The 22,803-nt window shown below is 72.3% G+C and carries 20 protein-coding genes; 2 read left to right on the top strand and 18 right to left on the bottom strand.

Going from position 1 to position 22,803, the window contains the following annotated elements; all coding sequences use genetic code 11:
• Window positions 1-52 precede the first annotated feature (52 nt).
• Window positions 53-1,966 carry an N-acetylmuramoyl-L-alanine amidase gene (locus tag ACYQ77_RS02885; protein ID WP_459707088.1) on the top strand — a complete coding sequence of 638 codons (1,914 nt, stop codon included), beginning with the start codon at window positions 53-55 and terminating at the stop codon, window positions 1,964-1,966.
• Between the two features lie 1,150 nt (window positions 1,967-3,116).
• Here ACYQ77_RS02885 and ACYQ77_RS02880 read toward each other — a convergent pair.
• From ACYQ77_RS02880 to glmS, 11 genes are all read right to left on the bottom strand, one after another.
• On the bottom strand, window positions 3,117-3,428 hold the full coding sequence (locus tag ACYQ77_RS02880; RefSeq protein ID WP_459707086.1) for a DUF4873 domain-containing protein: 312 nt from the start codon (window positions 3,426-3,428) through the stop codon (window positions 3,117-3,119).
• 4 nt (window positions 3,429-3,432) lie between these two features.
• Complete coding sequence (locus tag ACYQ77_RS02875; protein WP_459707085.1) at window positions 3,433-4,323, bottom strand: TIGR01777 family oxidoreductase; 891 nt, start codon at window positions 4,321-4,323, stop codon at window positions 3,433-3,435.
• A gap of 17 nt (window positions 4,324-4,340) precedes the next feature.
• Entirely contained in the window at window positions 4,341-5,378 is a 1,038-nt protein-coding gene (gene tsaD / locus ACYQ77_RS02870; protein ID WP_459707084.1) for a tRNA (adenosine(37)-N6)-threonylcarbamoyltransferase complex transferase subunit TsaD, read from the bottom strand.
• Window positions 5,375-5,860: a ribosomal protein S18-alanine N-acetyltransferase gene (rimI, locus tag ACYQ77_RS02865; protein WP_459707082.1), complete on the bottom strand. Its 486-nt coding sequence runs from the start codon at window positions 5,858-5,860 to the stop codon at window positions 5,375-5,377. The genes tsaD and rimI overlap by 4 nt, the downstream gene beginning before the upstream one ends.
• Window positions 5,860-6,519, bottom strand: a complete 660-nt coding sequence (gene tsaB, locus ACYQ77_RS02860; RefSeq protein WP_459707081.1) for a tRNA (adenosine(37)-N6)-threonylcarbamoyltransferase complex dimerization subunit type 1 TsaB — start codon at window positions 6,517-6,519, stop codon at window positions 5,860-5,862. Before tsaB ends, rimI begins: the two co-directional genes overlap by 1 nt.
• 11 nt (window positions 6,520-6,530) lie before the next feature.
• Complete coding sequence (locus tag ACYQ77_RS02855; RefSeq protein ID WP_459707079.1) at window positions 6,531-7,232, bottom strand: HAD family hydrolase; 702 nt, start codon at window positions 7,230-7,232, stop codon at window positions 6,531-6,533.
• Window positions 7,233-7,242: 10 nt separating this feature from the next.
• Complete coding sequence (gene tsaE / locus ACYQ77_RS02850) at window positions 7,243-7,695, bottom strand: tRNA (adenosine(37)-N6)-threonylcarbamoyltransferase complex ATPase subunit type 1 TsaE (RefSeq protein WP_459707077.1); 453 nt, start codon at window positions 7,693-7,695, stop codon at window positions 7,243-7,245.
• Complete coding sequence (locus ACYQ77_RS02845; protein WP_459707075.1) at window positions 7,695-8,768, bottom strand: alpha/beta fold hydrolase; 1,074 nt, start codon at window positions 8,766-8,768, stop codon at window positions 7,695-7,697. Before ACYQ77_RS02845 ends, tsaE begins: the two co-directional genes overlap by 1 nt.
• A complete protein-coding gene (gene alr / locus ACYQ77_RS02840) occupies window positions 8,765-9,883 on the bottom strand; it encodes an alanine racemase (RefSeq protein ID WP_459707073.1) in 1,119 nt (372 codons plus the stop codon). The genes ACYQ77_RS02845 and alr overlap by 4 nt, the downstream gene beginning before the upstream one ends.
• Before the next feature lie 95 nt (window positions 9,884-9,978).
• Window positions 9,979-11,421: an NAD(P)H-hydrate dehydratase gene (locus ACYQ77_RS02835; protein ID WP_459707071.1), complete on the bottom strand. Its 1,443-nt coding sequence runs from the start codon at window positions 11,419-11,421 to the stop codon at window positions 9,979-9,981.
• A gap of 3 nt (window positions 11,422-11,424) precedes the next feature.
• On the bottom strand, window positions 11,425-13,287 hold the full coding sequence (gene glmS / locus ACYQ77_RS02830; RefSeq protein WP_459707069.1) for a glutamine--fructose-6-phosphate transaminase (isomerizing): 1,863 nt from the start codon (window positions 13,285-13,287) through the stop codon (window positions 11,425-11,427).
• Between the two features lie 66 nt (window positions 13,288-13,353).
• Between glmS and ACYQ77_RS02825 the strand changes: the two genes are divergently transcribed.
• Complete coding sequence (locus tag ACYQ77_RS02825) at window positions 13,354-14,160, top strand: dienelactone hydrolase family protein (protein ID WP_459707067.1); 807 nt, start codon at window positions 13,354-13,356, stop codon at window positions 14,158-14,160.
• Between the two features lie 115 nt (window positions 14,161-14,275).
• On the opposite strand, the gene ACYQ77_RS02820 is transcribed toward ACYQ77_RS02825, so the two are convergent.
• The 7 genes from ACYQ77_RS02820 to ACYQ77_RS02790 are packed head-to-tail and all read right to left on the bottom strand — an operon-like array spanning window position 14,276 to window position 22,753.
• On the bottom strand, window positions 14,276-16,654 hold the full coding sequence (locus tag ACYQ77_RS02820) for a hypothetical protein (protein WP_459707065.1): 2,379 nt from the start codon (window positions 16,652-16,654) through the stop codon (window positions 14,276-14,278).
• 16 nt (window positions 16,655-16,670) lie between these two features.
• On the bottom strand, window positions 16,671-17,684 hold the full coding sequence (locus ACYQ77_RS02815; protein ID WP_459707063.1) for a beta-ketoacyl synthase N-terminal-like domain-containing protein: 1,014 nt from the start codon (window positions 17,682-17,684) through the stop codon (window positions 16,671-16,673).
• Window positions 17,681-18,868, bottom strand: coding sequence for a beta-ketoacyl-[acyl-carrier-protein] synthase family protein (locus ACYQ77_RS02810; RefSeq protein ID WP_459707062.1), 1,188 nt, complete (start codon window positions 18,866-18,868; stop codon window positions 17,681-17,683). The genes ACYQ77_RS02815 and ACYQ77_RS02810 overlap by 4 nt, the downstream gene beginning before the upstream one ends.
• Window positions 18,865-19,116 carry an acyl carrier protein gene (locus ACYQ77_RS02805; RefSeq protein WP_459707060.1) on the bottom strand — a complete coding sequence of 84 codons (252 nt, stop codon included), beginning with the start codon at window positions 19,114-19,116 and terminating at the stop codon, window positions 18,865-18,867. The genes ACYQ77_RS02810 and ACYQ77_RS02805 overlap by 4 nt, the downstream gene beginning before the upstream one ends.
• A complete protein-coding gene (locus tag ACYQ77_RS02800; protein WP_459707058.1) occupies window positions 19,113-19,634 on the bottom strand; it encodes a hypothetical protein in 522 nt (173 codons plus the stop codon). Before ACYQ77_RS02800 ends, ACYQ77_RS02805 begins: the two co-directional genes overlap by 4 nt.
• Window positions 19,635-19,646: 12 nt before the next feature.
• Window positions 19,647-22,385: a hypothetical protein gene (locus ACYQ77_RS02795; RefSeq protein ID WP_459707056.1), complete on the bottom strand. Its 2,739-nt coding sequence runs from the start codon at window positions 22,383-22,385 to the stop codon at window positions 19,647-19,649.
• A gap of 2 nt (window positions 22,386-22,387) precedes the next feature.
• The gene (locus ACYQ77_RS02790) at window positions 22,388-22,753 is read right to left on the bottom strand and encodes a hypothetical protein (protein ID WP_459707055.1); all 366 of its coding nucleotides are present in this window, start codon (window positions 22,751-22,753) and stop codon (window positions 22,388-22,390) included.
• Window positions 22,754-22,803: the final 50 nt, after the last annotated feature.

The following is a 22,803-nucleotide window of genomic DNA, read 5'->3' as shown; positions in this document are numbered from 1 at the left end:
GGCGGGCGGCACCAGAGTTGCACTGCTGGAGTCGCCCGCCCTGGAGGCCGTCATGTCGAGATCGACGTCCCGCACGTTACTCATCGCCGCCGTCGCGGCCGGTCTGGCCGCCGGCATGTCGACCGCGGCGGCATCCCCGGGTACCGCCCCACCGACCACGCGGCAGGGCGCCTACGCGGCCGCCGCCGCCGAGTTCGGGGTGCCGGAGAGCGTGCTGCTCGGTGTGTCCTACCTGGAGTCGCGCTGGGACACCAACGCGGGCCTGCCCAGCACCAGCGCGGGCTACGGGCCCATGCACCTCACCGACGTCGTCGCCGCCAACTCCGGCGGCACCCACCACGACGAGGGCACCGAGGACCCGCGCGGCGACACCGCGCGGCCCATGCTCCCGCCCGCCGCGCCCGCGCAGGACTTCTCCGCGCCGTCGCTGCGGACCGTCGACGTCGCCGCCGACCTGATCGACGTGGACGCGGCCGTGCTGCGGAGCGACCCGGTGCAGAACATCCGCGGTGGCGCGGCGCTGCTCGCCGAGTACCAGCGCGGGCTCGGCGTCGACAGCGACGCGCCCGGTGACTGGTACGGCGCCGTCGCGAAGTACAGCGGCGCGGCCGACACGGCGTCGGCGCGGACGTTCGCCGACGAGGTGTTCACGACGATCGCCGCGGGCGTGTCCCGGGTGACCGACGACGGCCAGCGGGTGTCGCTGCCCGCCACGCCGGTCGACGTGGACACCGCGCAGCTCGGCGAGCTCGGGCTGCGCGTGACCGACACGAGCGAGACCGAATGCCCGGCCGACCTCGGGTGCGAGTGGATCCCGGCGCCGTACGCGGAGTTCGGCGACGGCGACTACGGCAACCACGACAAGGCGAACCGGCCGGAGAGCCAGAAGATCAACTACATCATCATCCACGACACCGAGGGCAGCTACGCCACGACGCTGCGGCTGGTGCAGGACCCGACGTACGTGAGCTGGCAGTACACGCTGCGGTCGGCCGACGGGCACGTCGCGCAGCACGTGAAGGCCAAGGACGTCGCGTGGCAGGCGGGCAACTGGTACATCAACTCGAAGTCGATCGGCCTCGAGCACGAGGGCTTCGCGGCGGACGGCGCCTGGTACACCGAGGCGCTGTACCGGTCGTCGGCGAAGCTGGTGCGGTACCTGGCCGGGAAGTACGGGATCCCGCTCGACCGGCAGCACATCCTCGGGCACGACAACGTGCCGGGCACGATCCCGTCGACCGTGCGCGGGATGCACTGGGACCCGGGTCCGTACTGGAACTGGGCGCACTACTTCGAGCTGCTGGGCGCACCGTTCCAGTCGACGGGCACGCCGCTGACCGGGCTGGTGACGATCAAGCCGGACTACGAGACGAACAAGCCGGCGTTCACCGGGTGCGACGCGGCCGGGGTGCCGTGCGAGCCGCACGGTTCGGGCACGGTCGTGCTGCGGACCGCGCCGTCCGACGACGCCCCGCTGCTGACCGACATCGGACTGCGCCCGGACGGTTCGCCGGGCACGATGCACATCTCCGACCACTCGTCGCGCGGTGAGACCGGGCAGACGTTCGCGATCGCCGAGCGGCGCGGGAAGTGGGTCGCGGTCTGGTACCTCGGGCAGAAGGGCTGGCTGAAGGCGTCGGACGCCGTGTGGTCGTTCGGGTTCGTGGCCACGCCGAAGAAGGGGCTCGCGTCGGTGCCGGTGTACGGGCGGGCGTATCCGGAGGCTTCCGCTTATCCGGCGGGCATTCCGCCGCAGGCCGTCACGCCGTTGCAGTACACGTTTGCCGCCGGGCAGAAGTACGCGGTCGGGTTGGTGACGCCGTCGGAGTACTACTGGGCCGTCACGTATGACGCGACCAACCACACCGTCGTGCGCGGGGAGACGAAGTACCTGCAGATCCAGTTCGGACACCGCGTGGCGTTCGTGAACGTCGACGACGTGGATGTGCGGTTGTCGATCGGGTGATTGTGGCGCTGGCACTCCCCGCCGGGTTCTTGCCTGGCGGGGAGTGTTCGTTGTGGCGGCTTGCCGCGGCGTGGGGAGAGGGCTTGGGGTTCGGTGGCCTCCGGCCCCCGGTTTCCAGCGTACGGCATGGGACCGACAGTTCCCGGTGCGCGCGAGGTGGTTGTCCCCAAGGCGCAGGTTCGCCCAGGACACCGGACCGGAGGGATTGCTTGGCTCGCTTGAGGTTCTGCCGCTCCGGTGGTCTCCGGCCGATTTCCGGCCTACGGCATAGGACCGACAATCCTCGGTGCGCGCGGGGCGGTTGTCCACAAGGCGCAGGTTCAGCCAGGACACCGAACCGGAGAATGGCTTGGCCCGCTTGAGGTTCTGTCACTCCGATGGCCTCCGGCCCCCGGTTACCAGCCTACGGCACAGCACCGACAATCCCCGCCGCGCACGAAGCGGTTGTCCCCAAGGCGCAGGCTCGGCCAGGACACCGAACCGGAGAATGGCTTGGCCCGCTTGAGGTTCTGTCACTCCGATGGCCTCCGGCCCCCGGTTACCAGCCTACGGCACAGCACCGACAATCCCCGCCGCGCACGAAGCGGTTGTCCCCAAGGCGCTGGCTCGGCCACGACTCCGAACCGGGGAAGGGCTTGGCCCACTTGGGGTTCTGCGGCTCCGGTCGCCTCCGGGCTCCCGGAATCCAGCCTACGGCACAGCACCGACAAATCTCGGCGCGCACGAGATGGTTGTCCACAGGACGGATCGCGGTTCGACCAGGGTCGCCGGACCGGACGGATTGCCTGGCCCGCTTGAGGTTCTGTCGCTCCGGTGGCCTCCGGCCCCCGGGAACCAGCGTACGGCACAGCACCGACAATTCCCTGCGCGCACGAGGCGGTTGTCCACAGCCCCGGCAACGCCCGGAAAGACACGTCGCGGATGCCGGTCCTTCGGCAGAGAGGGAACGGCGCGAAGGCTTGACGCGCTTGACATCCCGGCGGCCTCCGGCCCCCGGAATCCAGCGTACGGCACGGCACCGACAAGTCTCGGCGGCCGCAACGGGGGTTGTCCACAGCCGGGGTGGTTGTCCACAGAGGCCCCTCGGCCGCGCGGAAATGTCGGGGGCTTCCGGTAGCGTGGAAACCGGGGGCCGGAGGCCGACCGGGGCTCAGCTTCCCGCGGGCAGGTCCTCCAGCGACACGGGCACCTCGAACGGCGGCCTGCTCGTGCCGGTGATCCGGTAGCGGCCCCACGTGTCCGGGTCGGACAGCACGCCCTCCGCCGCCCCGTGTGGTGTTCGCAGTGACGCGGTCGGTTTGCGGCCCGCCGCCTTCTCCGCCAGTTCGGCGTGCGGCTGGATGCGGCCGTACCAGTGGTACCGGCCGTCCACCGGTTCGAAGTTGCCTCGCAGGGTGACCGTCACCGTCAGTTCGGCGCCGTCTAGTGCGAGGGTGGCTTCGCCATCGTAACCGTCGTCCACGGTCTCATGTTACCCGAAGTAACAGGTTTTGCAGAGCTTCGCGCAGTGTGGGGTGCTCGAACTCGAAACCGCTGTTCAGCAGGCATTTCGGGAGGACCCTCGTGCTCGCCAGCAGTACCTCGTCCGCCAAGCCCGCGCCGAAGAACCTGCGGACGAGGTTCGGCGGCAGCGCGAGGAACCTCGGCCTCGACAGCACCGACGCCAGCGTGTCCGCGTACTCCCGGTTGGTCACCGGGTTCGGGGACACCACGTTGACCGGGCCCGTCAATGTGCCGTGCAGTGTGTGGACGACCGCGCGCACGGCGTCAGGCAGGGAAATCCAGCTCACCCACTGGGTGCCGCTGCCCGCGCGGATGCCCATGCCGCGCCGGAACATCGGCAGCAGGATCGCCAGGCCGCCGGCATCCGGCGACTGCAGCACGCCCACCCGCAGTTGCACCACGCGCAGCCCCGCGTCCACCGCGGGCGCGGCCGCCTTCTCCGCCGCCTCGTACACCGACGGCAGGAAGCCCACGCCCGGCGGGCTCTCCTCCGTCAGCGACTCGGCACCGCGGTCGCCGTAGAACCCCGTGGCCGACGCGCACAACAACGTCCTGGGACCGTCCCGCATGTCGGCGAGGGCGGTGGCCAGCAGGCGGGTGCCGTGCACCCTGGACTCACGGATCGCCTCGCGTTGGTGTGTGGTCCACTTGCCCACCAGCGGCTCGCCCACCAGGTGGACCACCGCCTCGACGCCGCGCAGGCGGTCCGTGTCGACCTCCGGGAACCACAGCGCCTCGTCGGCCGCCTCCGGTCTCCTGCGCACCAGCCTGAGCACGTCGTGCCCGTCTGCCACCAGCTCGCGCACCAGCGCGCCGCCGAGCAGACCGCTGGTTCCGGTGACCGCGACCCTCACCCGTACGAGCGTACGGGTCAGACCGTCACAACGCCGACAGGCAGGCCCGGATTCGCGGACAGGTCCAAAGACGACGGCGGCACGTCCGCCTTCACCAGGTGCGCGCCGAGCGCCGCGATCATCGCGCCGTTGTCGGTGCACAGCCGGGGCCGCGGCACGCGCAGCGCGATCCCCGCCTCGGCGCAGCGCTCCGCCGCCAGAGTGGACAGACGCGAGTTCGCCGCCACCCCGCCGGAGACGACCATCGTGTCGATGCCGAGCTCCGTCGCGGCGCGGACGGCCTTCGCCGTCAGCACGTCCGCCACCGCCTCCTGGAACGACGCCGCCACGTCGTCGACCGGGATCTCCTGGCCGTCGCGGGCCTCCACCCAGCGGGCGACCGCCGTCTTCAGGCCCGAGAACGAGAAGTCGAACTTCGCGTCCCGGGGACCGGTCAGGCCACGCGGGAAGCGGATCGCGTCCGGGTTGCCGCGGCGGGCGGCCTTGTCGATGGGCGGGCCGCCCGGGTACGGGAGGCCGAGGATGCGGGCCACCTTGTCGTACGCCTCGCCCGCCGCGTCGTCGATGGTCGAACCGACCTCGGTGATCTTGGTGGCCAGGTCGTCCACGCGCAGCAGCTGCGTGTGACCACCGGAGACGAGGAGCGCCAGGCACGGCGACGGCAGCGGACCGTGTTCGAGCGTGTCCGCCGCGACGTGGCCAGGCAGGTGGTTCGCCCCGTACAGCGGCACGTTCAGCGCCGCCGCGTACGCCTTCGCCGCCGACACCCCCACCAGCAGCGCGCCCGCGAGGCCCGGGCCGCACGTGACGGCGATCGCGTCCACGTCGGACAGCTCCAGCTCGGCCGCCTCGAACGCCCTGGTCACCGACGGCACCAGCGCCTCGAGGTGCGCGCGGGACGCGACCTCGGGCACCACCCCGCCGAACCGGGCGTGCTGGTCGACGCTGGACGCGACCTCGTCGGCCAGCAGGGTCAGCGCACCGTCGGACTCGATGCGGACGATCCCGATCCCGGTCTCGTCGCACGAACTCTCGATGCCGAGAACGATGGTCATGTGGCCTCCTCGGCGACCCGCGCGGGGCGCGCCATGGTGTACGCGTCGGCGCCGGACGGCCAGTAGTACCTGCGCCGCATGCCGATCCTGGTGAAGCCGTGCGCCTCGTACAGGCCGATCGCGGCCGCGTTGTCGGTGCGCACCTCGAGGTAGACGGGCGCGGCGGCGGCGTCCGCACGTGCGAGCAGCGCACGCAGCAACGCCTTGCCGACGCCCTTGCCCTGCCACTCCGGGTCGACACCGATCGTGTGCACGTTGGCCTCGGCGTCGCCCGGCCCGCCGAGCACGGAGATGCCCGCGTAGCCGACCAGCCCCGCGGTCTCCGCGTACGCACCCACGTAGAAGTGACCCGCGTCCAGTTCTGCCTGGAACGCCGACACCCGCCACGGGTCGTCGCCGGGGAACAGGATGGTCTCCAGCTCGGCGCAGCGGGCGAGGTCGTCGCGCCGCAGCGGTGCCAGCCGGAAGGTGACCGCGGACATCACCTGGCGGTCACCCGTTTGCGCGCGCCCGGCTCGACGGCGTCCGGGCGGCGGAGGTACATGGGCACGAACGGGCGCGGCTTCGCCGCCGCCAGCACGTCGTCGCGCGCGACCCTGGCGAGGCCCAGCGGCGTCGGGTACTCCTGCCCGGTGTGCGGCAGCCCGAGGTCGTACAGGGTGGCGCCGTTGCCCGCCACACGCTCGACCGACAGCGCCGGGATCCGCTCGACCACGTCGGCGGGCTTGTCCACCGACGGCCCGGTGACGCGCTTCGCGGCGGCGTCGTAGGCGGCCCAGTAGACCTCCTTGCGGCGGGCGTCGGAGGCGACCAGCAGCGGGCCCTCGGAGTCGGCGGCGATCGCGTCCAGCGTGCACACCGGGTACACGGGCGTGCCGAGCGCCTGGCCCAGCGCGGCGGCGGTGGCCATGCCGGCCCGCAGCCCGGTGAACGGTCCGGGGCCGACCCCGCACACGATGGCGGCGACGTCGGCGAAGGTGCGGTCCGCCTCCCGCAGGGCGGTGAGGATGTGCGGCGTCAGCAGCTCGCCGTGCGCCTTGGCGTCGACCGTGACGCATTGGGCAAGGACGAGCATCTCCTCGACGTTCACGACCCCGGCGGTGACCGCGGGGGTCGCGGTGTCCACCGCGATGACCAGCACGGCGCTCAAGCCTAATCGCGCCAGCGGTCGACCACTTCGGGGAGGTCCGTCAGGCGCTGGATCACGGCGTCCGGCTCCACGTCGACCGGCACTTTCTGGTACTCCGGGATGTCGCTGTGCGGCACGAGCACGGCCCGCATGCCGACCGACTTGGCGCCGGAGATGTCGTCGTAGAGCCGGTCGCCGACGTACACGCAGTCGGCCGGGTCGTCCACGCCGACCGCGTGCATGGCGGCCAGGAACGCCTCCGCGTGCGGCTTCGTGTACGTCAGGTCGGAACTCCACACGAGCGCGTCGAACAGGTGCAGCACGCCGTCGCGGCGCAGCACCTCCTCGTGCCACTCCCTCGGCCACGGCGTCGACGACAGCACGCCCAGCCGCAGGCCCTTCTCCTTGAGCGCGGCCACGGTCGGCGCCACGTCCGGGTCGGTGTAGGTCGACGGGTCCCAGAACGTGCGGTAGGCGGCCAGCCCGTCGTCGTGGTGCGGCGCGCCGGCCGCGGCCAGCACCTGGGCGAGCGTGAACGCCTTGTGGTGGTCGCGGGCGACCGTCCAGTGCTCTTCCTCGGCGGCCACGATGGCCTGCGCGACCCTGGCCGCCTGGGCCTCGTCGTCGGGGTGCAGGTGATCGGCGTAGCTGCGCCACGCGGCGACGTAGTCGACGGGATACCAGGGGGTGAGCGTGCCACCCCAGTCGAAGATCACCGCACGCATACCATCCAGATTACGTCGACCAGCGCTTTTCCCAAGAGCCTGACGGAGTCACCTCAGCCAGCCTGGAATCGTCCTCCCGGCGGATCAAGTTCACGAGGAGGTGGTCCTCGGACAGCCTCGTGCCCGGTTCGCCCCATTCGATGACGACCGCCGCCTCGACCAGCTCGGTGTCCAGGTCCAGGTCGTCGAGCTGCGCGAGGTCGTCGCCGAGGCGGTAGGCGTCCACGTGCACGAGCGGGATGCCCCGCCCGCCCGGCGCGGGCCGGTGCTCGCGGGCGATGATGAACGTGGGCGAACTCACGCGGCCCGCCACGCCCAGTCCCTCCGCGATGCCCTTCGCCAGGACCGTCTTGCCCGCGCCGAGCGGACCGGTCAGCAGCACCAGGTCCCCCGCCTCGAGCAGGCCGCCGATCCGCCTGCCGAACCGCAGGGTGTCGCTCTCCGTGAGAAGTTCCTCGCGCATCACCGTCGCCACCACCGTTTCCGGCCCCCCTCCCGTCCGTACGCGCACTGCTGCAGCAGCATCACCAGGTGGTCGTTGACCACCTGGGGTTGTTCGAGCATCACCATGTGTCCCGCCCCGCGCACCCGCACCAGCTCGGCGTCGGGCAGCTCCTGCGCGATCCGTTCCGCGTGCGAGAACTGCGTCATCCGGTCCGCGTCGCCGGAGAGCACCAGCACGTGCGTGTGCTTCAGGCCGGCGAGCGCCGCGTACCGGTTGTGGGTGCCGAGCGTGTCGATGAAGTCGGCCAGCACCCGCACCGGGTTCGCGTCGATCAGCTCCATCGTGAGGTCGACGAGCGCCGGGTCGACGTCCTTCGCGCCGAACGCCAGCGACCGCACGGCCCGGCGCGTGAGCTGCCCGCCCGCGGCGCGGACGAACTCGACCAGGCCGGGCCGCCAGTCGGCGAGCCTGCCCAGGTTGCGGGTCACCGGGTTCCAGCGGGACAGCAGCGGGCGCGGCAGCCCGCGTTTGCCCACCTCACCGGCTGACGTGCCGACGAGCGCGACCCCGTACACCTGCTCCTCGAACAGCTCCGGCCGCTGCTCGGCCAGCGCCATGACCGTCATGCCGCCCATGGAGTGGCCGACGAGCACGACCGGGCCGTCGAGCTTGTTCAGCACCTCGCCGAGGTCGCGGCCGAGCTGCTCGATGGTGCTGGACGCCTCGTTCGCGCGGCCGGAGCGGCCGTGGCTGCGCTGGTCGTACAGGACCTGGCGGACACGCGGCTCGGTGAGGCGGGCCAGCGCCTGGCGCTGGAAGTGCCACGAGCGGCGGTCGAGCGCGAAGCCGTGCACGAACACCACGGTCAGCACGGGCTTGCCGCCGTCGGCCGGGTCGACCTCCTCGACGGACAGCTCGATGCCGTCCTCGGTGATCACCGTGAACTCGCGGTCGGGGCGCAGGGTGCCGAGCTTCTCGGGCGCGGAGTGGTCGTGCCTGCGGCGCGCCACGCCGACGGCGATGGCCGTGCCGGCGGCCGCGACCCCGATGGCGCCGCCGATGAGCGCACCCACCTTGCGGGACACCGTCACCGGTAGCTCCTGGCGACGCGGGGCCGGTACATCCCGGTGACGATCTCGTAGTCGATGGTGCCCAGCGTGTCCGCCCACTCGGTGGCGGTCGGCTCGCCGCGCGTGCCAGCGCCGAACAGGACGACCTCCTCGCCCGGCGCCACCTGGTCGTCACCGCAGTCGACGACGATCTGGTCCATGCAGACGCGGCCGACGATCGGGCGCCGCCTGCCCGCGAGCCACACGTCCATCCGGTTCGACAGGCCGCGGGAGACGCCGTCCGCGTACCCGACGGGGACGAGCGCGAGCGTGGTGTCGCGGCCGGTGGTCCACGTCTGTCCATAGGAGACGGACTCGCCCGCGTCGATCCGCTTGGTGAGCGCCACCGACGACCGGAACGTCATCGCGGGACGGAGGTTCTCCCGGTACGGCAACGGGTTCAGCCCGTACATGGCGATGCCGACGCGGACCATGTCGAAGTGCAGGTCCGGCCGGTCGAGCGTGGCGGCGGAGTTCGCGAGATGGCGCATCGGGTGCAGGCCCGCGTTGGTGGCGACCTCGTAGGCGTCGGCGAAGCGGGCCGCCTGCAGGTTGTTCGCGGGGTGGCCGGGTTCGTCGGCGCAGGCGAGGTGCGACCAGACGGCGACGACCTCGACGTGGCCCGCCGCCTGGGCCTTCGCCGCGTTCTCGACGAGGTCCGGCCAGTCGCGGGGCTGGCAGCCGTTGCGGGACAGGCCCGTGTCGATCTTCAGGTGGACGCGGGCGGTCCGGCCGGTCCGGCGGGCGGCGTCGACGATCGCGGCGAGCTCACCGTTGCTCGACGCCGACAAGTCGACGTCGGCCTCGACGCCCGGCGCGAGGTCGGTCTCCGGGACGTCGAGCCAGCTGAGGACGCGGGCGGTGATGCCGCCCTCGCGCAGGTCGAGCGCCTCGGCGAGGGAGCAGGAGCCGAGCCAGGTCGCGCCCGCCTCGAGGGCGGCGCGAGCGACCGGGAGCGCACCGTGGCCGTACCCGTCGGCCTTGACGACGGCCATGGTGACGGCGCCGCTCGCGCGGGCGGCCAGGAGCGCGACGTTGTGCCGGATGGCGTCGAGGTCGACGACCACCTCGGCCCTGGGGGACGGCTGATCAGGCATGACGGCGTCCATGGTCCCACAGCCCCGCGACCGCCCCCGCGCCCCGGCCCGTGCCGCGAACGCGCCTTTCGCGGCAATCAAGGTGGGCGGGTGGTTCAGCGGGCGCCGGCGGATGCGCGGACCGCGCGGATGGCCGCCGGGATGGCCTGCTGGATGGCGGACGCCGGGGCCGGGGCGCCGTCGGCGGCGAGTTCCGCCGCGCGGACGTGCAGCCACGCGGCGCAGCCCGCGGCCAGCCACGGGTCCAGGCCGCTCGCCAGCAGCGCTCCGATCAGGCCCGTCAGCACGTCCCCCGAACCGGCCGTGGCCAGCCACGACGACGTCGCCGCGTTCACGAGCGTCCGGCCGTCGGGGGCGGCGACCACCGTCGCGTTGCCCTTCAGCAGCACCACGACGTCCAGGCGCTTCGCCAGCGCGCGGGCCGCGGCCACGCGGTCGGCGCCCAGCTCGATGCCCAGCGGGTCGGCGATGCGGGCGAACTCGCGGTCGTGCGGGGTGAGGACCACCGGGGTGTCCGGGTCGCGGGCGTCCCACAGCGACGGGGTCGACGCCAGCAGCGTGATCCCGTCCGCGTCGACGCACGTCGGGACGGCGTCGTGGAAGACCGCCGTCAGCACGTCCTTGCCGACCTGGCCGGTGCCCAGGCCCGGGCCGACGACCCACGCCTGCACGCGGCCCGCGTCCTCGACCGTGCCCGTCGCGATCAGCTCCGGCCAGCGGCCGCGCACCTCGTCGGCCGCCCAGCCCGCGTAGCGGACCATGCCCGACGTCGCCAGCACCGCCGCGCCCGACGACAGCACGGCCGCGCCCGGGTAGGTCGCCGAGCCGGCCGCGATGCCGGTGACGCCCTGCGTGTACTTGTCGTCCGCGGGCCCCGGGACGCGCCACGCCCAGCCGACGTCGTCGGCGTCGAGGGTGATCATGTCCGGGTCCGGCAGCTCGGGGCCCAGGCCGATGTCGACCAGGTGGACCTCGCCGCAGTGCGTGGTGTTGAGCACGTGCACGGGTTTGCGCGCGCCGAACGTGACCGTGACGTCCGCGGTGACCGCGGGCCCGTCGACCGCGCCGGTGTTCGGGTCGACGCCGCTCGGCAGGTCCACCGCCAGGATCGGCACCGACACCCGGTCCACCAGCGCGGCCGCCGCCGGGCGCAGCGGGCCGCGCGCGGACAGGCCGACGATGCCGTCGACGACCAGGTCCGGGTCGCCGAGGTCGTCGGCCACCCGGCCGCCCGCCTTGCGCAACGCGGCGAGGCCCTCGGCGTGCGCGCGGTCGGGGGCCAGCAGCACCGCCGTCACCGCCACCGACCGGCGCCGCAGGAAGGCACCCGCCCACAGCGCGTCGCCGCCGTTGTTGCCCGCGCCGACCAGCAGCGTCACCCGGCGACCCGCCGTGCCGCCGGTCAGCTCGCGCAGCATCGACGCGGCCACCGTCGCCACGCCGAACGCCGCCTTGCGCATCAGCGCCCCCTCGGGGGTGCGCGCCAGCAGCCGGTCCTCGGCGGCCTTGACCTGCCCGGTCGTCCACACCCCCCGCACGGGCTACTCCACCGTCACGGACTTGGCGAGGTTGCGCGGCTTGTCCACGTCGTAGCCGCGGGACCGCGCGATCTCCGCCGACAGCACCTGCAGCGGCACCGTCGAGACCAGCGGCTGCAGCAGCGTCGGCACGGCCGGGAGCTCGATCAGCTCGTCCGCGAACGGCCGGACCGTCTCGTCACCCTCCTCGGCCAGCACGATCGTGCGGGCGCCGCGGGCCTGGATCTCGGAGATGTTCGACACCATCTTCGCGTGCAGCACGGCCCGGCCCTTGGGCGACGGCATCACGATGACCACCGGCAGGTCGTCCTCGATCAGCGCGATCGGCCCGTGCTTCAGCTCGCCCGCCGCGAAGCCCTCGGCGTGCATGTACGCCAGTTCCTTCAGCTTCAGCGCGCCTTCCAGGGCCACCGGGTAGCCGACGTGGCGGCCGAGGAACAGCACCGCCTTCGAGTCGGCCAGCGACCGGCCCAGCTCGCGGACCCGCTCGACCGTGCCGAGCACCTTCGCGACCGCGTCGGGCATGGCGGCGAGCTCGTGGAACTCGCGGGCGATCTCGTCGGGGTACTTGGTGCCGCGGGCCTGCGCGAGCGCGAGCCCGACCATCAGGTTCGCGGCGATCTGCGCGAGGAACGCCTTGGTCGACGCGACGCCGATCTCCGGGCCGGCGTGCGTGTACAGCACGGCGTCGGACTCGCGCGGGATCTGCGCGCCGTTGGTGTTGCAGACGGCCAGCACGCGGGCCTTCTGCTCACGGGCGTGCCGCACGGCCTCGAGGGTGTCGGCGGTCTCGCCCGACTGCGACACGGCCACGACCAGCGTCGCGCGGTCCAGCACCGGGTCGCGGTAGCGGAACTCGCTCGCCAGCTCGACCTCGACGGGCAGGCGGGTCCAGTGCTCGATGGCGTACTTCGCGACGAGACCCGAGTGGTAGGCGCTGCCGCACGCGACCACGAACACCTTGTCCACGTCGCGGAGGTCCTGGTCGGTCATGCGCTGCTCGTCGAGGATGATCCGGCCGTCGACGAAGTGGCCGCGCAGCGTGTCGGCCAGCGCCGTCGGCTGCTCCTCGATCTCCTTGAGCATGAAGTACTCGTGGCCGCCCTTCTCGGCGGCCGACAGGTCCCAGTCGACGTGGAACGGGCGGGTCGCCGCGTCGGCGCCGTCGAAGTCGGTGACGTGGTAGCCGTCGCGGGTGATCGTGACGACCTGGTCCTGGCCCAGCTCCACGGCGTCGCGGGTGTGCTCGATGAACGCGGCCACGTCGGACGCGACGAACGTCTCGCCCTCGCCGACCCCGACCACGAGCGGCGAGGACCGGCGCGCGGCGACGATCCGGTCCGGCTCGTCGACGTGCGTGACGACCAGCGTGAACGCCCCGGAGAGGCGCCGGCACACGGCACGGACGCTCGCGGGCAGGTCGCCCTTGGTCTGGCCCTCCGCGTACGCGCGGCCGACCAGGTGGGCGACGGTCTCGGTGTCGGTGTCGCTGGTCAGCTCGACGCCGTCGGCCTCCAGCTCGGCGCGCAGCGCGGCGAAGTTCTCGATGATGCCGTTGTGGACCACGGCGACGCGGTGGGCGGCGTCGCGGTGCGGGTGGGCGTTGCGGTCCACGGGCGGCCCGTGGGTCGCCCACCGGGTGTGCCCCATGCCCGCGGTGCCCGCGAACCCGTCCCTGCCGACCTCGTCGAGGCGGTTCTCGAGGTTGGCGAGCCGGCCTGCCTTGCGCTCCACCGCGAGGTTCCCCGGCCCGGTCACCACGGCGACGCCCGCCGAGTCGTACCCGCGGTACTCCAGGCGCCGCAGCCCGTCGACCACGACGTCGAGGGCCTGCCTGTGCCCGACGTATCCCACGATTCCGCACATGCGGAAGAGGCTATCTCGCCCTGCCGGCAGGCCGGTCAGGTCCCAGGTTGGCTAAGGTCCCATGCCATGGCCACCAAGCCGAAGCACCTGCTCGAGGAACTGACCCGCCGCGGGCCGCACCAGGTGCTGCGCGGGGATCTCGCCCTGATCGGGCTGCCCGGGCTGGTGTTCACGCCGCGGTCCGGGCTCGGGCTGCCCGCGATCGCGTTCGGGCACGGCTGGCTGCAGCCGCCCGCGCGGTACCTCGGCCTGTTCCGGCACCTGGCGTCGTGGGGGTTCGTCGTCGCCGCGCCGGGCACGCAGCGCAGCCCGCTCGGGTCCGCCCGGCTCTTCGCCGCCGACCTGCGCACGGCGCTGGACGTGTGCGTGGGCGTACGGCTCGGCGAGGGTGACATCAGCGTCGACCAGTCCCGCCTGGGGCTCGCCGGGCACTCGACGGGCGCGGGCGCCGCGGTGCTGGCCGCCGCCGACGACAGCCGGGTGCGCGCGGTCGCGACCATGGCCGCGTCGCAGGTCAAGCCGTTCGCGACGGACGCCGCCGCCCGGTGCGCCATGCCGTCGCTGCACCTCGCGGGCGCCGGGGACATGGTCGCGCCGCCGGTGGGGCACGCGCGGCTGATCGCGGCGAACTGGGGCGGGGAGGCGCAGCTGCGGGTGCTGCCGAAGGTGGACCACATGGGGTTCGCCGAGGGCAGGCACTGGACCGGGATGCTGATCCCCGGCTCGTCCAACCACGGGGCGCTGCGGCTGTCGCGGGCCCTGCTGACCGCGTTCTTCCTGGTGCACCTGGCCGGCGAGGACCGGTTCCGGCCCCTGCTGGAGGCGGACGTCAAGGGCGCACCGATCGAGGACACCTCGGAACTGGTGGCCTGACGGTTCTTTCGCATCCGGGGGATGTCCGGCGTGCGTGTGCTGTCGGTCGACCTCGGCGCGGCACCCTGGCCTCGTCGCGACCGTGCGGGAGGGCAGGCGCCCTCCCGCACGTCCGCTAGCGCTTGGGGGCCTTCGTCTTCCCGGCCTCCGCGGGGTCGCGGCCGACGACACCGCTGAAGTTCGCGGCCGGGTCCTGGTCGTCGAAGATCGAGCCCGTGGTGCGCCACTTGCTCTGCCGGGTCTGGTCGCCACCACCCTGGCCACCGCCGCCCATGCCGCCCATGGGCATGCCGCCCATCGGGGCACCGCCGCCGGAGCCGCCTGCGGCAGCACCCGCGCCGGCACCGGCCGCCGCGGCGGCCACGCCCGCTCGGTCGCCGCCGTCGGGGGCCTGGGCGCCGACCATGGCGCCCGGGCCGGACGGGCCCGACGTGCCGGGGGTCTCGGCGCCGCCGAAGCCGCCGCCACCGCCACCGCCGACGCCGCCACCGCCGGCACCGCCACCACCACCGCCGCCGCCGAGGTCACCGCCCAGGCTGGACGGGGTCGACACGTCCGGGAGGCCGCCGCCGGACGAGCCGGGGACGTCGTGCTCCGCGTCGAAGTCGAAGTCGTACGTGGCCGGGGTGCCGTCGTCGACGGTCATCTTCATCTTGTCGAGCTGCCCCTGCGGCTGTTCCAGGGTGATCGTGGCGTCGCCGTCCGGGATGGTCACCTTGCCGTCCGGGCCCGCCTTGATGACGCCGTCCTCGTACGTCTCGCCCGGCTGGTCCGGGGTGAAGTCCACCTCGTACTCGCGGGGCTCGCCCTCGCCGTCGTCGACGGTCACCTTGCTGCGGCCGCGGGCGTCCGGCTGCCCCACGGTGATCGTGCGGTTGCCGTCCTTGATCGTGACCTCCTTCGGCGCGCCGCCGCCCGGCGTGCCGGGGAGCCCGGTTGACGAGCCGGGGGTGCTGCCGATCGGCAGGCCGGTGATCGGGTCGATGCCGGGCTGGATGTTGCTGCCCGGGGTGTTGACACCCGGCAGCGTGGCCGACGGGTTGGTCGTCGCGTTCGACGGGTCGGTGCTCGAACCGGGCAGCGGCGGGAGGCTCGGGATGCTGCTCGGCGTCGTGCCCGGCGAACCGGGCGACCCCGGCGAGGACGACCCTGGCGTGCTGACCGACGGCATCGACGGGCTGGACGACCCGGGCGGCGTGCTCGACGACGGCGGCGTGGACACGGACGGGTTCGTCGTGCCGGGCGGCTGCTGCTGGTTGGGGTTCTGGGTCCCCGGCGGGTACTGCTGGTTCGGGTTCTGCTGGCCCGGCCCCGCGGCGGCGGCGAACTTGTTCTCGTACTCCTTGAGGTACTCGTTCAACGCCTCGTAGTGCAGGTTCACCGCCTCGAGCGTGTCGTCACAGATCTGCTCGAAGCTCACGTACAACGTCTCGTGCAGGTCCTGGTTGAACGAGTCACGGATCCACTTCTTGCACTCGCTGATCACGTACTCTTTGTTCTCGTCGTTCAACCCGCAGTCGTCATTGCGGATCGTCTCCTCCAGGTTGGACCCGGTGACGGAGTCCACCCAGGCGGCCACCTCGAGCACCTGGTCCTGCGAGTCGAAGTCACCGCTCGCCAGGGTGACGACCTTGTCGGCGATCTCGGGTGTCGCGCTGCCGAGCGTGCCGCGGAACGTCTCGTAAAGCGCGATGATGTCGTTCGCCTTGCCCCGGCACGCCTCGAACACGTTGGTGACGGTCGCGTCGATGATGTCCGGCGCGGTCTGCAGGAACGACAGCAGTTCCGACGAGTTCGGGGCGATCTTCTCGGCGTAGTGCTGGTAGGAGGCGTTCGCCGCCGGACCGGTCCACTCGCGGTACAGGTTGTTGAGCTCGGTCTCGGTGGTGGTGTTCAGCTCGTTGAGCGTCGTGTAGGCGGCGCGGAGCCTGGCCGCGTCGTCCACGAAGTTCTTGAACGAGATGCCGACCTGTTCCTCGTACCGCTTGACGATGTCCGTCTCGAACTTCAGCTTCCCCTGACGACCCAACGTGTCCGACGGCACCTTGTCGTTCACCGGCAGGAAGTCCTGGAAGATCCGCAACGCGTCCCGCGCCGCGTCGAAGATCTCGTCCGACTTCTCGACGCCGGTGCGGGAGCCCTCCGACGGGGGCTGCATGCCCTCGATCTCGGTGCGGCCGTCCTCGACGTTCTGGTCGTTGAGGCCCTGGCTGTAGCCGCGCTCCTCGGACTCGTTCTGCGCGTCGGAGTAGATGTCGTCGAGGCTGCCCTGCTGGTAGTCACCGGGCTGGAGCTGGTGGCGGTCGTAGTACTCCCGCACGTCGTCCGGCAGGTCGTCCTCGTCGTAGACGCCGCCGCGGGTGCCGAGGCCCCCGCCGTAGGGACTCGCGTACCCCTCCTGCACGAGGTACGCCGCGAGCAGGTGCTCCTTGGTGTCGGCGTCCACGTACGGATCGTCGAGGAGCGCCTTGACCTCGTCCCACGACCTGCTCATCCCTCACCCCTCGGTGTCATCGTTCCGTCAAGCGAAGCACGATCGCGCCGGCCGTGCCGTCCCGGTCGGCGGACGTCGCCACCGCGAGCCGCCCGCCCGCACCCGGGTCGGCCGCCGCCGCGGCCAGCAGCGCGGCGACACCGACGACGCCGCTCGCGGCGCCCGTGTCCCCGATCAGGTGACCCGGCCGGATCACGTTCCGCTGGCCCAGCACCGCACCCGTCGCTTCCAGTTCCACTTCGGACAGTTCTGGGTCCGCGGCGGACGTGGCGACTCCCCACACCTCGTCCACCGCGTGCCCGGCAAGCACGTGCTCGAGACACGCGACCAGCGCACGACGTGGTTCGCCGAGCCGCGTGTCCACCGCTACGACCTCCGCGAGCCCCGCTCGGTTCCCGTCGGCGCCGGTTTGCAAAAACAACAGCACCGCGGCCTCCCCCAGCGAACCACCTGGTTCCAGCAGCTCACGCGCACCGCTGTGCTCCTCGACGGCGCCCGCGAAAACACCGCTCGCGCGGCCGGTGCGCAGGAGCCTGCTCGCGTACCGCAGCACGGCGGGCCCGGCGGTCCGCCCCGCCGCCACGGTGCTGTTCGGGCCGGTCAGCCCGTGCCACATCGCGCACTGGGCGGCGGCCGAGTTCATCAGCGCGAACGGCATCTGCGCCGGGTTGACGAAGTAGGGCCTGCGGCGGGTCAGCGAGTCGCGGGTGAACTCGAACTGGGTGCGGTTGCTGCCGCTGGTGGTGCCGAGCACGACGCCGGTGCGGGCGTCGACGGGCACCTCGGGCACCAGTTCGCGCAGCGTGGCGACGGCGAGCGCGCTGGTGCGGTCCATGGAGCTGGTGCCCTTGCGGCCCAGTTGCTCGACGATGTCGAAGTCCGGGACCACGCGTGCCTCGGCGGCGGCCCAGTCGTCCTGCACCGGCACCGGCGCCACCGGCTCGCCGCGCAGCACGCCGTCGGCGAACGCGGCGCGGCCGTGGCCGAACGGGGTGAGCGCCGACCACGCGGTGATGACGACGCCGGTCATCCGTACCGTCCGAAGAGGACGACCGAGTTGTTGCCGCCGAACGCCAGCGCGTTGTTCTGCACGACCCGCAGGTCCGCCTCGACCGCGGTGTTGGGCACGCAGTCGACCGCGCAGGCCGGGTCGGTCTCGGTGTGGTTGATGGTGGGCGGGATGAAGCCCTCGCGGATGGCGACCGCGCACGCGATCGCCGACAGCGCGCTCGCCGCGCCCATCGTGTGGCCCAGCATGGACTTCACCGACACCGTTCTGGGTGGCGTGGACCCGAACACGTCGTGGATCGCGCCGCACTCGGTGGCGTCGTTGGCCTTCGTGCCGGTGCCGTGCGCGGAGATCAGGTCGACCTGGTCGGGCGTGACACCGGCGTCGTCGAGCGCGAGCCGCATGCAGGCGGCCACGCTGGCCCGGTCGGGGGCGACGGGGTGTGCGGCGTCGCAGTTCAGGCCGTAGCCGAGCACCTCGGCGTAGATCCGCGCGCCGCGCGCGACGGCCTTGCCGAGGGGTTCCAGCACGAGCACACCCGCGCCCTCGCCGGTGAGGATGCCCTGCCGGTGCACATCGAACGGCCTGCAGCGTTCGGGGTCGACCGCGCCGAGGCGGTAGAAACCGGTGAACGTCATGCGGCACATGGCGTCCGCGCCACCGCACAGCGCGAAGTCGACGTCCCCGGACGCGACCGCGTCGAAACCGTTGCCCAGCGCGTAGTTCCCGGCGGCGCAGGCGGTCGCGACGGTCGAGGTGTCCACGTCGGACAGTCCGAGCTCGCGCGCGACGGCCACCGGGATGGTCGCGGCGGGCACCCGGCGCGGCAGGCCGGCCGGGACGTCCTCGCCCCGCACCACGTGCTCGGCGATCCGCTCGCCCGCGTCCCCGCCGCCGTCGGTGGTGCCGACGCACACCATGCCCCGGCCGGTCAGGTCGAGACCGGCGTCCTCGACGGCCATCCGCGCGGCGGCGACCGAGAACCGGGCCGCCCTGCCGAGCCCGTCGAAGGGTTGCGCGGTGATCCACCGCGCCGGCTCGAACCCCGTGACCTCGCAGCCGGTGGCGTGCGCGAAACCCTCGGTGTCGAACACGCTGATGGGCCGGGCGCCGCTGCGCCCGGCCCGCAGTCCGGCCGTGTACTCGGCGATGCCCGTGCCGATGCTGGACACCACGCCGAGCCCGGTGACCACCACGCGGGTCACTTCTCCAGTGCCTCGCTCAGCACGGCGTACACCCCGTCGAGGTTGACGAGCCGCTCGAACTCGGCCGGGTCCACCTCGACGTCGAACTCGATCTCCAGGTTGGCGAGCAGCTCGATCAGCTTCATCGAGTCGGCGCCGAGGTCGTCGACGAAGTGGTCGGCGGGCCCCAGCACGTCGACGTCCACCTCGAGCACCCGGCACACGACCGCCTTGATGTCGTCCGCCCGCTCCGCGACCCGCGCGTTCACCGGTTCTGCATCCAGCTGGACTGGTTCGAGAAGTCGTCCTCGTCGTCCAGTTCCGTCGGCTCCGGCCTGCGCGCGGCACGCGGCGCCCGAGGCGGGGCGGGCGGTGCGGGTGCCGGCGGGGCCTCCGGCGCGGGCGGCGGCATGGGCGCCGACGACTCCTCGTCGTCGATCATGCCGATCCCGCCGGGCGGGGTGTCGGGACGGTTCGGCCGCTGCGGCGGGCGGTAGCCGTAGGGGTCCTTCTGCTCCTCGTCCTCGAAGCCGAAGCCCATGACGAAGTCCTTGTCCTGCTCCGTCTTCTCGGTGGCCCAGCCGCCGGCCTGGGCGCGGCGGCGGCCCAGCTCACCCATGTGCTTGGCGACCTGGGCCATCACCGGGCCCTGCTTCTTGAACGCCTCGAGCGCCTGCTCACGCTTCTGGCGGAAGTTGCGGTCGCGCAGCGCACGCCGCTCCGACATCTCCCGCTGCACCTGCGCCATCTTGGCCCGCGCTGCCGCGGCCCGGTCGTAAGCGCCCATCAGTTTCCCCTCTTAACGGTCCTGACCACCGAACGCGCCCCGCAGCTCCTGCGGATCGGCCGGTTCGTCGAACAGGTCGCCCGTGGTACGCCACTGGCTGCCGGCGCGCTCGCTGTCACCGCCGCCGCCACCGCCGCCAGGCCCTCCGCCCATCATCGGCATGCCGCCACCGGCCATGCCAGCATGCGCCTGGTCCGGCCCGGACGGCGAGCCGGGGCTCGGGTCGGCGACACCGTCGGGTGCGGTCGACAGCCCGGCCTCGCCGCTCGCCCCGTTCATGTACGGGGACGGGGCGTGGTCCGGCGCCCCGAACGACCCGGCTTCGCCGGCAGGCGAGTGCGGACCGCCGCCCCCGCCGAACCCGGACATGGTCGGGTCGTCGGCGGCGGACGCCATCGTGGCGAACGCGGGTTCGGACCTCGGCATCTCCCCGAAGGCCGGTTGCGTGCTGATGCCCTGGCCCTGCGGCCCGTCCCCGAACGCGGGCTGGGTGCCGATGTCGGCGTGCAACGGCATCGGCCGCTCGCCGAAGGCGGGCTGGGTGCTGATGCCCTGCCCCTGCGGCCCGTCCCCGAACGCGGGCTGGGTGCCGATGCCGACGGGCCTCTCCCCGTACGCGGGCTGGGTGCTGATCCGGTCGCCGTCCTGGATGGACTGCGGCATCTCGCCGTACGCGGGCTGCGTGCTGATCTGCTGGTCACCCCGCAACGACTGCGGCATCTCGCCCGGCGCGGGCTGGACGCGCACCTCGTCCGGGGTGAAGTCGGCGCCGTCGACCTGCCGGTTGGCGTCGACCAGTTCCTGCGGCATCCGCCCCGGCAGCGTGGTGACGCCACCCGGCTGGGTGTTCGCCTCCGAGTAGTCCAGGTTGTAGGTGGTCGGCTCACCGGTGCCGTCGTCGACGGTCACGACCACCGTGTCCGGCTGGCCTTCCGGCCGCTCGGCGGTGATGGTCAGGTCCCCGTCGGTGATGACGCACTTGCCGTCCGGCCCCGGCTCGATCGGCGCGCCGGGTGCGGGCACGGTCGGCATCCCACCGGGCTCGCCCTGCGGACCGCCACCGGTCCCGCCCGGTCCCGGCACGGTCGGCATCCCGCCGGGCTCACCGGGCTGCCCCGGGGTGCGCCCGGTCGCCGGGTCGGCGCCGCCGAAGTCGAGCGTGTACGTCTTCGGTGGGCCGCTGCCGTCGTCGACCGTCACCGTGACCTTGCCCTGGCCGTCCGGGCTGGTGACCGAGATCTCCCGGTCGCCGTCGTTGATGGTGACCGTCTCCTCCTGGTCCGTCGGCGGCGTCGTCGGCACGTCGGGGTTGTCCGGGACGCCGGGACCGCCGGGCAGGATCTCCTGGTCCGGCTTGCCCGGCGTGCCCGGGTCCGTGTTCGACGGCGGCGTCGGGATCTCGGGCATCGACGGCGTCGACGGGGTCGATGGCGTGGACGGCGTGGACGGGGTCGATGGCGTGGACGGCGTGGACGGGGTCGATGGCGTTGACGGGGTGGACGGTGTCGAGGGGGTCGACGGCTGGCTGGGCTGGGTCGGTTGCGTCGGCTGGGTGGGCTGCGTCGGCTGCGCGGGCGGCGGCTGCGCGGGCGCGAACTTGTTCTCGTACTCCTTGAGGTACTCGTTCAACGCCTCGTAGTGCAGGTTCACCGCCTCGAGCGTGTCGTCACAGATCTGCTCGAAGCTCACGTACAACGTCTCGTGCAGGTCCTGGTTGAACGAGTCACGGATCCACTTCTTGCACTCGCTGATCACGTACTCTTTGTTCTCGTCGTTCAACCCGCAGTCGTCGTCGCGGATCGTCTGCTCGAGGTTCGAGCCGGTCACCGAGTCGACCCACGCCGCGACCTCGAGGACCTGGTCCTGCGAGTCGAAGTCGCCGCTGGCCAGGGTGACGACCTTGTCGGCGATGTCCGGGGTGGCGGACCCGAGCGTGCCGCGGAACGTCTCGTAGAGCGCGATGATGTCGTTCGCCTTGCCGCGGCACGCCTCGAACACGTTCGTGACCGTGGTCTCGATCATCTCGGGGGCGGTCTGCAGGTAGGACAGCAGGTCCGTGGTGTTCGGGGCGATCTTCTCGGCGTAGTGCTGGTAGGAGGCGTTCGCCGCCGGACCGGTCCACTCGCGGTACAGGTTGTTCAGCTCGGTCTCGGTGGTGGAGTTCAGCTCCGACAGCGTCGAGTACGCCTCGCGCAGGCGGTTGGCGTCGTCCAGGAAGTTCTTGAACGAGATCCCCAGCTGCTCCTCGTACCGCTTGACGATGTCCGTCTCGAACTTCAGCTTCCCCTGACGACCCAACGTGTCCGACGGCACCTTGTCGTTCACCGGCAGGAAGTCCTGGAAGATCCGCAACGCGTCCCGCGCCGCGTCGAAGATCTCGTCCGACTTCTGCACGCCGACGTTCGAGCTCGACCCGGGCTCGGGGAGCCGCATGTCCTCGATCTCGGTGCGGCCCTCCTCGACGTTCTGGTCGTTGAGGCTCTGGCTGTAGCCAGCCTCGTCCGACTCGTCCTGGGCCTGGTCGTAAACGTCGTCGGTGCTGACGTACTGGCCCGCGAACGCCTCGTCACCGTCAATGCGGTAGCTGGCCTTGGTGCCGTCGGTGTAGTCGCTGATCTCGTCGGGCAGGTCGTTGAACCCGTACGGGCCGCTGTTCTCCCGCACGTAGGCGGCGAGGAGCAGTTCCTTGGTGTCCGCCGAGACGTAGGGGTCGTCGAGGACGGCCTTGACCTCTTCCCAGGACCTGGCCACGGTCAGACCTGAACCGAGTTGACGTTGCTCTTGGCGGCCGACTCGCTCTCGGAGTAGGTGGCCCCGGCCGCGTCGAGCTGCGCCGCGAACGCGATCAGGTTGTCGCACATGGCGGTGGCCCCGGCGCCGAGCTGCTCGATGGCGGCGGCGTAGTCGGGCTGCCAGGTCTGGTGCTCCTCGTGCTGCCCGAACTCGGGGGCCTGCACCTTGGCAGGCTTCACCTCGGCGACGTCGCCCTTGGCGTCCTCGGCCTTGGTGCTGATCGTGCGGCCGACCGAGGACATCTGCCCCGTGTCGGTCTTGTACCCGTCGGGTGCCTGCACGCCGGTCGGGTTGGCAGGCGGCCCGCTGGGCGGCGGCGTGTTCATGGTCGGAGTCCCCCTCCAGAGTCCCTGAGAGCGCGATTGCCCTGCTTCGA

This window comes from Actinophytocola sp. KF-1 (assembly GCF_054661535.1).
Note: the sequence above shows the minus strand (reverse complement) of the source record. Positions and strands in the feature narration are given on the sequence as shown.